The sequence below is a fragment of the Brevibacillus fortis genome (genome assembly GCF_003013395.1).
In the GTDB taxonomy this organism is placed as follows: domain Bacteria; phylum Bacillota; class Bacilli; order Brevibacillales; family Brevibacillaceae; genus Brevibacillus; species Brevibacillus fortis.
In genome coordinates this window covers 129,497-140,359 of sequence record NZ_PXZM01000045.1, presented here as the reverse complement: position 1 = coordinate 140,359, position 10,863 = coordinate 129,497, and the positions used below count along the sequence as shown (strand labels likewise).

The 10,863-nt window shown below is 47.9% G+C and carries 10 protein-coding genes; 6 read left to right on the top strand and 4 right to left on the bottom strand.

The window, feature by feature from the left end; genetic code table 11:
* Positions 1 to 122 precede the first annotated feature (122 nt).
* Positions 123 to 2,210 (bottom strand): TerD family protein, encoded by a 2,088-nt coding sequence (locus C7R93_RS25650; protein ID WP_106841446.1) that lies wholly within the window; start codon positions 2,208 to 2,210, stop codon positions 123 to 125.
* Positions 2,211 to 2,488: 278 nt separating this feature from the next.
* Between C7R93_RS25650 and C7R93_RS25645 the strand changes: the two genes are divergently transcribed.
* The gene (locus C7R93_RS25645) at positions 2,489 to 3,349 is read left to right on the top strand and encodes a hypothetical protein (RefSeq protein ID WP_106841438.1); all 861 of its coding nucleotides are present in this window, start codon (positions 2,489 to 2,491) and stop codon (positions 3,347 to 3,349) included.
* A gap of 75 nt (positions 3,350 to 3,424) precedes the next feature.
* Positions 3,425 to 3,955, top strand: coding sequence for a peroxiredoxin (locus tag C7R93_RS25640; protein WP_106841437.1), 531 nt, complete (start codon positions 3,425 to 3,427; stop codon positions 3,953 to 3,955).
* Between the two features lie 180 nt (positions 3,956 to 4,135).
* Here C7R93_RS25640 and C7R93_RS25635 read toward each other — a convergent pair whose 3' ends face one another.
* Positions 4,136 to 5,710 carry an FMN-binding glutamate synthase family protein gene (locus C7R93_RS25635; protein WP_106841436.1) on the bottom strand — a complete coding sequence of 525 codons (1,575 nt, stop codon included), beginning with the start codon at positions 5,708 to 5,710 and terminating at the stop codon, positions 4,136 to 4,138.
* 73 nt (positions 5,711 to 5,783) lie between these two features.
* Positions 5,784 to 6,095, bottom strand: a complete 312-nt coding sequence (locus C7R93_RS25630; protein WP_106841435.1) for a hypothetical protein — start codon at positions 6,093 to 6,095, stop codon at positions 5,784 to 5,786.
* Positions 6,096 to 6,463: 368 nt separating this feature from the next.
* Between C7R93_RS25630 and C7R93_RS25625 the strand changes: the two genes are divergently transcribed.
* The 4 genes from C7R93_RS25625 to C7R93_RS25610 are packed head-to-tail and all read left to right on the top strand — an operon-like array spanning position 6,464 to position 9,888.
* Complete coding sequence (locus C7R93_RS25625) at positions 6,464 to 7,756, top strand: right-handed parallel beta-helix repeat-containing protein (protein WP_106841434.1); 1,293 nt, start codon at positions 6,464 to 6,466, stop codon at positions 7,754 to 7,756.
* Entirely contained in the window at positions 7,753 to 8,334 is a 582-nt protein-coding gene (locus C7R93_RS25620; RefSeq protein WP_106841433.1) for a nitrous oxide reductase accessory protein NosL, read from the top strand. The genes C7R93_RS25625 and C7R93_RS25620 overlap by 4 nt, the downstream gene beginning before the upstream one ends.
* Before the next feature lie 17 nt (positions 8,335 to 8,351).
* Positions 8,352 to 9,158, top strand: coding sequence for an ABC transporter permease (locus C7R93_RS25615; RefSeq protein WP_106841432.1), 807 nt, complete (start codon positions 8,352 to 8,354; stop codon positions 9,156 to 9,158).
* 4 nt (positions 9,159 to 9,162) lie between these two features.
* On the top strand, positions 9,163 to 9,888 hold the full coding sequence (locus tag C7R93_RS25610) for an ABC transporter ATP-binding protein (RefSeq protein ID WP_106841431.1): 726 nt from the start codon (positions 9,163 to 9,165) through the stop codon (positions 9,886 to 9,888).
* A 55-nt stretch (positions 9,889 to 9,943) separates the two neighbouring features.
* Here C7R93_RS25610 and C7R93_RS25605 read toward each other — a convergent pair whose 3' ends face one another.
* Positions 9,944 to 10,861, bottom strand: a complete 918-nt coding sequence (locus C7R93_RS25605; RefSeq protein ID WP_106841430.1) for a response regulator — start codon at positions 10,859 to 10,861, stop codon at positions 9,944 to 9,946.
* Positions 10,862 to 10,863: the final 2 nt, after the last annotated feature.

Here is a 10,863-nt window from a genome sequence, read left to right as displayed (position 1 = left end):
CCTGATGAATTCAGGAGTCATCTCATCGCTGCTTAAATTTTCAACAGGCTTATTTCAAATACTGTCTATTTCTTGGGTAACAGTTCACTGCCTGACGGTCTTACTTATTCGTTACGATCCGATCACTGCATAAAATCCGCCATAATGATCTCTGTATCAAACGGCGTAATTCCTTCTTCCAAGGAAAATACGATATCTGCCTCTTCAGCTTGATCAGTCAGCGCCCCTCTCGCCTGTGCATGAAGCATGAACAACTCATGCAATGTAGGCTTCACCAACGAGGTGAGCGCTCTTCCCATCAGCTCCACCCCTCCGGCATTGGACTCCACATTATTGGCAAAACGCGGATCGGAATTCAGGGCGATATCCGTCCAAATCACTTTTCTCTCCACCAGATCGAGAATGACCGGGATACAAATCCGCGTGTTTGCGGCGAGGTCAATCTTGTCCTGTACCGTCTGCGGCTCGAAAATTTCCCCTGTCTGCGGCGCCGAACGAATCATCCAGCCCGCGAAGCATTCAGGCAAATCGCAATAAGGCTGACTCGTAAACGAATACAGATTCATGACGACATATCGACCACCATAACGGAGGATAGAGTCGATATCGAGATCGATGAATTCACACGCGCCTTTGGGAGCCTCAACAATATCCCCGCTATGGCACGCTTGATACTTGTCGGAACGCAGATTGGTATAGGAAATATGCTCCATGTATTTCCAGTCTTCGTTATAGAGTACGGCAGACAAATCGATATCGACTCTGCCTGTAGGGACATCGTTGACGATCCCTTCCCTCCACCATAGGAAAAAGCGAATGGTCCCTCCATCCGGGATCGATAGCCGGGAACCGCGTGCAATCGTGCGCAGTGCTTTACTTGCAGAGCGCATTGAAAACGGAACGAGGTGCTCATGCAGCTGCGGATCAATATAGACCTTGCCAAGTGCCGGCAATTGGGCAAAACGGTTCAACAGGGAGGTCCGACAAATATCTGCTGCGTTCTTTCTGATGTCCTCTGGAAGCCCTGGCACCCTGTTTTCGATTGCCTGTACTTTCGCCACTTGCCCTTTCGGAAAAAAGGTCCGCCATTCTCCGTAGTTATCCCGTTTATCGAAGTGATTCAAGACTTGCAAAAGAACAGGAGTCGATACACCGTGCGCAATTTTTTCGAAGGCAGAAAGCACTGTACCTCCCTGCTCTGTCAAACGCAACAAATGATCCAGGCGACGGGCAAATTCCCCTGGACGCTGTTCCAGCAGCTTGATCGCTGTATTCACATCTGCACGGACCAGCGCCTGCTCTACTTGGCTATTGAATGTCTCGACCTTATGATTGTTGCGCAAAATATCAAATGCTTCTGCCGCTTTCGGATAGCTCTCCTTATATTCAAACGGATGCAAGATTTCCCCGAGACGAATCCATCTGTTTTTGTAACGATTCATGTCTTCTACGATATTCGAGCTAGCTTCCAGCAGGCGGAGGAGCAGTCTTCTTTCCCCGCGTTTGAACTTGCGGAATTTTGCAGGCGTGGCCAAGCTCACATCCCCGTCAGACAATGCCACTGCCAGACGCAAAACATCTGTTGCGGTCTTGCAATATTGGGCAAAAAAAGTAGCAGGAAGCTTGTCATACTTGAGCAGCAGACTCGCCGCGATCGCCACGTTTTCCTTCTGGGGAATCTCCGCTGGCAGAGCTTCTGCGATTCCTTCATATGTCTGAATCAAGCCCTCTAAGTCTTCCCTGTCAGTAGTAGAGAGCGAGCTATTGGAGCGCAAAAAGTTCATGCCTATCTGTAACAGCTCTTCATCTGTGCCCAGATGGATCAACTTCAAGCGAGATTCTCTCAGCAAAGGCAAACGTTTTTTCACTTCATGCACAGGAAGGTCCAACGTCAAATAATGAATGATCGCATTTACAAACAGCTCACCCTCGCTAGCCTCCATGACTTGCTTAGGAAAATTCGGATACATCGGCTTGTACTGTCTGGATGCCCCGATCTTTACTTTGAGCACAGCTACCACGTCCGAATAGAGCGCGAAAAACTCTCCCTCTGACAGCGTCCTGATTCGTTCCAGCAATTCCAGTGAAAAGGTATAGCCCAGGCTCTCAATATTGCGCAAAGCCGCAGCTAAATAAGAGAAAGGCAGTTCATGCTGCCCCTGATGTACGATTATTTTATTTTTCCGGCGAAGGTAGATTTGATTTTTCATCGGCATCACGAAAAAAATCAGGAAAGCAGTACCCCTAGTGGTGAACCAAACCTGTAGCTCAGAAGGAAGGTGTACAATAGCCTGATTTTTTATTCCTTTTTGTCATTTTTATACAGTTTACTTCAATCCTCCCAAACCGTAAAGCTCCCTCTCTTGAATCACTTACCAATCCGTCTCCAGACCTAATTCAATTTCAATCTGCTGCCCGTTATGACGTGCTTACTATCCCTGTAAAGTGATGATCAGAGTACCAAAACTTTACAGGGAGGGACACTATTATGAAAAATCAAGCTGTTGTTGGCGGATATCAGTCCACCAAGTTTTTTCAGGGGGAAAAATGGTTAGTGCTCACCGGACTGCTCGGCTTTTTGCTTGCGGGCGTATGTGCAATCTGGGTCATGCTATACGGGGGACCGGTAGCTCCAAATGGCGATGTATCGAAAGCGTTTTCTTTTAATGCTGCGCTCGGCATATTTCTTCTGTCTACAGCTGCAATCATTCCGTTATCTGCTTTGGGAACGAGAAGCAAGGCGTTCTTTCGCTGGTCGTACATTGCGCTTGCACTCTATTCTTACGCTGCAGAAACGGTACAAAATTTTCGTGGCGTGGACCCGAGGTTCGTCGAAAATGGTACACCCTTTGACGAAACAGTAAGTTTTATTTTTACGTTTGTCGCACTACTTCTTGTCCTTTTTTATGTATTTTTAGCGGTCCAATACTTTCGCAGGAAATCTTATTCCCTGAGCCCGAAGCTGGTAGTGAGCATTCGTTATGCAATGATCGCAGTTATGCTCTCCTTTGTAGCAGGTATTTGGATTTCTTTCAACGATGGTCGCGTGGTCGGACTGCAAGGTAATATTATCTGGCTTCACGGTCTAGGTTTTCACGCTCTGCAGGCTGTTCCCTTTGTCGCATGGATTTCTGCAAGAAAAAGCCATGCCCGCTTCATCCATATAACAGGCATCGCCTATTTGCTCGGATTAGTAGCCATCGGCTGGCAAACCTATCTTGGTCACGCTTTACTGGAGTTGTCGGTATTTCCGATTCTCGCCGCCGCTTGTTTCCTCATCGCCTTCATCCCGGTCTTGTGCTTACTCCTGAACAAGGATCGTGTAAAGAGTTACGATATTCGGAACTAATTGATTCTCCTTATCATTCGTGATACTTTGTTACCAGTACCAGACATACGGGATCAGAAACGAGGAGATCGATCTATGACAGCACGCATTGGACTTCCTGCACCTGATTTTACGATGGACACCGTAACCTTTGACAACGGATTTCCCCTGCCAAAGAGCTTGGTAGACTATCGTGGAAAATGGCTTCTTTTGTTCTTTTACCCATTTGACTTTTCGAAAGTATGCCCGACAGAAATCCTCAGCCTCAACCGCCGGATCAAGGAGTTCTCGGATTTAAATGTCGAGGTGCTTGGCATTAGCGGCGACAGCATTCATACTCACAAAGCATGGATGAGATCGAGTGAAGGCATCGGTCCACTCTCGTTCCCACTCGCTTCGGATTACAGCAAAGAAGCGACCATTGCATACGGCGTGCTAGACGAAGCAACCAAAGCTCCTCTGCGCGGCAGCTTCATCATCGATCCAGAAGGCATCCTGCAATACGCGGTTATCTCCAACTCCAAGGTTGGCAGAAGCGTAGATGAGACACTCCGTGTAATCGAAGCACTGCAATCAGGCGGAATGTGCCCAATGGACTGGAAGCCTGGGCAAAACACGATTTCCTAATCGATAGACATAAACAAAGGCCGCATGATCGCTTGCACAGGATCATACGGCCTTTTCATTTTAATAATAGGCATAAAAAAATCAGGAAAGCAGTACCCCTAATATCGGATTGGGTTAGAAGGAAGGTGTACTATAGCCTGATTGATTTACCATACCATTATTTGTTTTCTTTGTAAATACTTATCTAGACACGACCGGGTACGGAAACAAGTCAACAACACGCATGGTCTCCCCGCTTTCGTTGGTAAACACGACATGCTCTCTCCTAAGCTCAGTCGGACTCTCCAAGCCACATGCTGCCGCCAGCGAGAACAAGCCTTCCCTCAACTGCAAAATATAGTTCATCACACGCCACTGCTTTTCTGCCGGAACCAACGCCTCCTGGTATTTGGAATCCGTCGTAGTGACCCCTGTGGGACATTTACCCGTATGGCATTGCATCGCCATGATGCAGCCAGTTGCAATCATGAAGCCACGCGCGGAGTTGACGCAATCCGCTCCCAATGCCATGGCGATTGCTACTTTGTCAGGAGTAACGAGCTTGCCAGAAGCAAAAATCCTGATGCGGTCCCGTACGCCGAATTTCCTCATGGTATCATCGAGAATGATGAGCGCGGCGAAAAGCGGCAAGCCCATGCCATCTGCCATTGCCTTAAACATCGCACCCGACCCGCCCTCTGAACCATCTACCGTGATGAAATCCGGATAAATCGACAGCTCCACCATCTTCTCAAAAAACGGCTCTAATCGCTTTGGATCGCCGACGACGATTTTCACACCGACAGGCTTGCCCCCCGCCTCCTGCAAACTGCCGATGAATCGCAAGGCTTCCTCAGGATTGGTGAGAAACTCGAAGCGGTTCGGTGAGTTGACCGTTTGTCCTACAGGTACGAGCCGTGCTGCCGCGACTTTTTCCGTGACCTTGGAGCCCTCGAGATGACCTCCGCGAATTTTGGCCCCTTGATGAAACTTGAGCTCGAACGCCTTGATGTTAGAAAGACTCGCCTTGTTCTTGAATTCTTCGATCGAAAACTTACCCTTGTCATCACGGAAGCCAAACATCCCTGGCCCGATTTGCGAAATGATATCCGAGCCTGTCGAGAGATGAACTTCAGCAACGCCACCCTCTCCTGTATTGATCCAAGAGCCGCCAGCCATACGTGCCCCATAGCCTGTGGACATGATATAGTTCTCTCCCACTGCTCCAAAGGAGGTAGCTGAAGCACCAAACATCCCTTTCAACCGCCAAGGCTGCCTCCGATTTTCTCCCACGACGATAACATCCTCGTCATGCAGCAACCACGGCTTTACCTCTTGTTCCTCGATAAATTTTTCCCTTCTCGTGAACAGACCTTCATGGGTAATCTCATATTTTCTGCCGGGGACGACTTTTTCATTATCAATGCGTAGCTCACTCGTCAGCTTCGGAAACATGGCATTGGACAAATAGAAGCCGGGCTTCTCATAATCACGCTTACCTCCGAACGAGATCAGGTCCGTCCGGTATTTGGACGCATACATGAGGCCCACAAAGTCAGCTCTAGAGAACGGCCTACCGTCTGTATCATCGTCAAACCAATACTGACGAAACTCAGGCCCGAGCTTTTCCAGCAAATAGCGCATCCACCCCAAAAACGGATGGGACCGAATAATGGAGTGCTTCGGCTGTTTAGACAGGGCATACATGTAACCGAAAAATACAATGGGTGGCACTAGAAGAATGAAGATAATGACGCATAACAGAGTAGGTACCACTTGTTCTTACCCTCCCCAAACACAATATTCTAGTAAATCATGTCAAGGATAGGATGCAACAAGTTCTCTGTTTTTAATCGTATTTTTCATCATCCTCCCGTATTTGCCCATCTACGATCAATTCCAGCTCTGTTTCAAAATTCAAGATTATCTCTACAGGCAACTGCTCTGCAACCTCTGCCATGTCCGGAAGAAGCAGTGCATCCTCTAGCGTATCCGGCTTCGTCTCCAGCTGACCGTACCACTCGCGGATTTGCTCCATCATGCGGTAAAAGGAAGCCTCAAACTGATTCGCATCATCCTCCGCGTCGTCCTCGTGGCTCTTTTTCATCCGATCCCAATATTCCAGCGTCGTGCGCAATGCTTTCTCTATGTTTGCATCCATGTATCGTCTCTCCTTTTCGTCTCTTCCTTCTCTCCCATTTAGTATGACCGCTTTGATTGCACAATGCCACCTCAGGTGTAAGCCGCGCGCACCCTTCCATTTTTTTAAAATCGTTGCGTTTTTTGACACGTTTTATAGCCCGGTTGAGTCATACGAAAATGAAAAGAGGCTGTTATCCTAAATGTAGCTAGCAGCCGATTACGGCAATAACCAAGAGAGCTCTCTAGTGGAATAGGGGAGGATGCACCCTGTCTTTACGATGGAACAATCGAAAATTATCTCTCCCGCTACTTTTCGTCTCCGTCATTTGTATCGTTGCTCTACAGCTGCCTATCACAGCCAAGGCGACGTCTGCAGATTCTGACTCCTTGCAGGCGATGATTGATCAAGCACGCCCTAACGATACCGTTACCATCCCGTATGGTTTGTACAAAGGTCCTATCCGCATTACCAAGCCGATTCAATTGGTAGCCGATGATCCAGTGAAGATCATCAACCCGACCGAGGAGGAGGCAACGCTCACGATTGAAAGCGACAATGTGAGCGTGCAAGGAATCCATATCGTGGACAAGCGAATCAACAGTGACGTAGCCGCTCTTGTCATCCGTGGCGATCAAAACTTTCTGGAAAACGTCATCGTTGAAACGAAAGGGATCGGTATTCAATTACGGCAAGCAGACTACAACACGCTGCACAACGTTCAAGTCATCGGAAAAATCAAAGGTGATGGCAGTCCAACGACCAGTACTGGACATAATCACGGAGCACAGCCTGAAGTAAAGCCAAAGCAGACGGAAAAAGCGAAACGAGGAAACGGAATTGACGTGCGTGAATCGCATCATAACCGTTTCATTAAAAATCAGGTGACGAATGTCGAGGATGGATTTTACGTCGAAAATAGCGATCGAAACCATCTGGAACAAAATCTCGTGACGAAATCGCGTTACGGCTACCACTTCATGGGCACCTCTGATACGACGGTCATCAACAACATTGGAATGGAAAACGTGACGGGCTCCCAGCTCATGGAGTCGCGCAAGCTAACGGTTACCGGGAATCAATTTTTGAAGCAGCAAAAAAATCCTGGTTCGCAAGGAATTCTTCTCATTACCGTACAGGATACGCTGGTTGCGAACAACACGATTGAGGGGAACCGCGTTGGACTGTATTTAGAGCAATCATCTGGAATTACGGTCAAAAACAATTTACTCAGTCTCAACTTTATCGGCATGCAGTTTTTAGCGTCTTCTGACAACGTATTAACCGATAACCAATTTGTCTCCAACGTCATCCAAGCGCAAGCCCAGGATAGTAAGAACAATAACCTTAACAAAAACTACTGGGACAACTTGCAAGGACTCGATGTGAACGGGGATTCCCGCAGTGATTTGCCGTACGAAATGAATCCTTTTTATCTGGGTTTGACCGATGCAGTTCCTGCCTACCAGCTGTTTTTCCAAGCCCCAGGATTCGTGTTTCTGGAAGGCTTGTTTACAAATGGGGCCGGCTCAGCAATCAAGGACGCAACTCCTTTGATGATGCCGTCGGACACTGTGCTGGTTGAATCCGGGGAAACGAGCGGTTGGGGTGCTGGCATTCTTGGACTTATCTTGTTAATCGGAAGCTGTTCTATCATTTATATAGGAGTGAAAAAATCATGAACAAAATGAAAAAATGGTGCACAACAATCGGAGCAATTATCGGAATCAGCCTGCTTATGGTCGGCTGCGGAAGCGAAGAGCCGAAACCAGTAGATATCGCAGAAGGCGTAGACAAATGCGACCTTTGCAAAATGCATGTCCCTAACGATCACAATGCTACTGAAATCGTCTTAAAAGATGGAAAAGCACTGAAGTTCGATGATCTTGGCTGCATGCACAACTGGACGAAAGAGAATGGAACCGATAGCGTGGCTGTACAATTTGTCCGCGATTACTACACAGCAGAATGGACAAAAGCAGAGCAAGCTACTTACGCTTACGACAAAGACTTCAAAACTCCAATGACGTATGGCATCTATTCCTTCAAAGAGAAATCTGGTGCAGACAAACTCATTGCGGAACAAAAGAAAGGCGTTGTCATGAGTGCGGAAGAGTTGAAAAATCATAGCTGGGAAAACGGCATGAGCAAGCACATGAACAAAGATGGTCACTCTTCTGAGGGGCAACATAATGGCGGTCATGAAAGCAAACCTGCCGATCACGGAAGCAGCAGTACTACCCCAACCACACACAACTAACAGAGGAAGTGGAGTCTTTGCACATCAACCTGATTGCCAAACGAGAAGTGAAGGTAGGCTTCCGCAATCCATGGTCCTACTCGTTTATGGCTCTGTTCTCCCTGTTTAGTTTGGGACTCTTGATCATCCAATCACAGTCCTACATGAAGGGTTATACGTACACGACAGGTACCATGCTGAATCTGATTTTGTATTTGCTGCCACTAATGACGATGCTTCTCTCCTCTTTTTCCTTGACGGCGGAAAAGGAAGAGGGAAGCTGGCAGCTCCTCTCTACCTACGCCATGACAACCTCCTCGTTCTTGTTGGGGAAATACTTGGGACAAGCACTCGTGTTAATCGCGATTGTCAGCTTCGGGTATGGGCTGTCTGGTGTAGCTGGCATGCTGTTAGGAAAAAGCTTTGCATTTTCGACACTTTTGTTTTTGCTCGCCTTTTCCATCTGTCTCATTCTGTTATTTTTAGGCATCGCCATGCTGATTGGCGCCATCAGTAAAAACCGTTGGCAGGCTTTGACGATGGGTGTCAGTATCTGGTTCTTCTATATTCTGGCATGGCCTACTCTGCTCATCTCTGTGCTCAGCTTCGTCCCTTATACATGGATCAAGCCTCTGCTTCAGCTCGCAACGTTTCTCAACCCAGCGGAGTTTGTACGAATCTTTTCCGTTGCCAGATTAGGCGGAGGCTCGATCTTTGGACCTGAATACTACAAATGGGTGTACTGGGCCGACTCCCCGCTTGGTGATCTCATCTTCGTCGCACTCAGTCTGCTCTGGATCAGTGCGACCCTGTTCATAGCCATTCGGGTATGGGAAAGAAGGTAATGCGATGAATATGTTAGGACTCACCATCGATCAGGTCACCAAGGAAATCAATGGCAAAACAATCGTCCACCCATTCAGTATGGACATTGCACCCGGTCAGGTCGTCGCGTTATGCGGCGGTAACGGTGCAGGAAAAAGTACGATCCTGCGGATGCTGGTCGGTATTCTCCCGCCTTCTTCGGGAATCATTCAGCTAAACGGGTTAAACTGGAACGATAATCGCGTAGAGTATCTGCAAGAAATCGGTTATATGCCGGATCACTTTACATTTTCTGCCGGACTTACCGCGAAAGAAACGCTCGAATTTTACGCTTCCCTGCGCAATCGCACCGCAGAAGAGGCGGATCGACTGCTGAAAATGGTGGGATTACATGAAGTGAGAAATAAACGGGTGTCGCAGTTCTCCAAAGGCATGCAGCAGCGCCTCTTGTTTGCTCAAGCGATATTGGCAAAGCCTGCACTCGTCGTCCTCGATGAACCGACCAATGGACTCGATCCGTATTGGATGGATGCTTTCGTAGATCTCGTACGGGAAGTAAAGCTCGCGGGGCAATCCGTCCTCTTTACAACGCATCAGCTACAGGTGGCAGATGCGGTGGCGGATCGGGCGATTTTTCTGATGAACGGGAAAATCGTACGGGATGGGTCGATAGAAGAATACCAGCAGCAGTATGGGGCAATTGGTTTGTACGGGGCCTTCTCTGAGCTGGTTAATCAGGCAAAGGCATGAATAAGAAAAACGCGGGAGATTTGATCATTTTGATCAGCTCCCGCGTTTTTGCTATTTATAGCGCCCTTGCTTCCATATAAAAGACAGATAAAAACTTTTTCACGCTAATCCGGCACTTCGTCGTTTTTTCTCCCGCCTCCAGCTCTTGCATCCGTTGGCGAATTTCTTGAAAGTCAAACAATCGTGGTGCAAAGTGTTCAAAGGTAGGATTGGCATAGTCGGTCAACCCCAATGAAGATAGATGCGTAAAGGCTTGCAGGACCATCCGGCGAATCCGTTGTTCCATGGCACGCACCTCTTTGGTAATCCCATGCTCATCCAGACTGGCATGCACCTTCAGCAAAATTTGTGTATACAGCTCTTTGAGCTGCAATTCGTGCAGCTTGTCTCCCTGGCGCTCATCCTGTACGAGCCATTCCATGATCAATAGCAAATCGGGAGCACCCGCTTCACTCGCGATCCCTAGCTGCAACAGCAGTTTTCTCGCTTTTTGTGCCAGGTTGTCCTGATCGGACGACTGGCTTTTCAAGCCGCTGGTATGCGGTTCTTTTGCCTTAACATCCAAGATTTGCAGCGATTTGCGGATAGTTTGCAGAGACGCTTCCAGCGACAAGTAATCCGATACTCGCTTCAGCACAGCCATGACTTCCAGACGGTTGATCGGTTTTTGAATAAAAGTATCAATCCCCTGCAAATAAGCCTCTCCGATCATTTCCTTGTTTTCCACCTGTGACACCATGATGAAGCGGCCTGCAAAACCATCTGCCTGTAACTTTTTGATCGTTTGGATGCCATCGAGCCCCGGCATTAACAAGTCGATCAAAATGACATCGACCCCATATAGTTGATCAATTGAAACATGACTACCGTCGCTGGCTTGCCCTACGATTTCTCCCAGCCCGCTGTCTTGAATAATCCGTTCGAGCATACGACGCACCACAGCATCGTCTTCAATTAAAAAGAAACGTATCATTG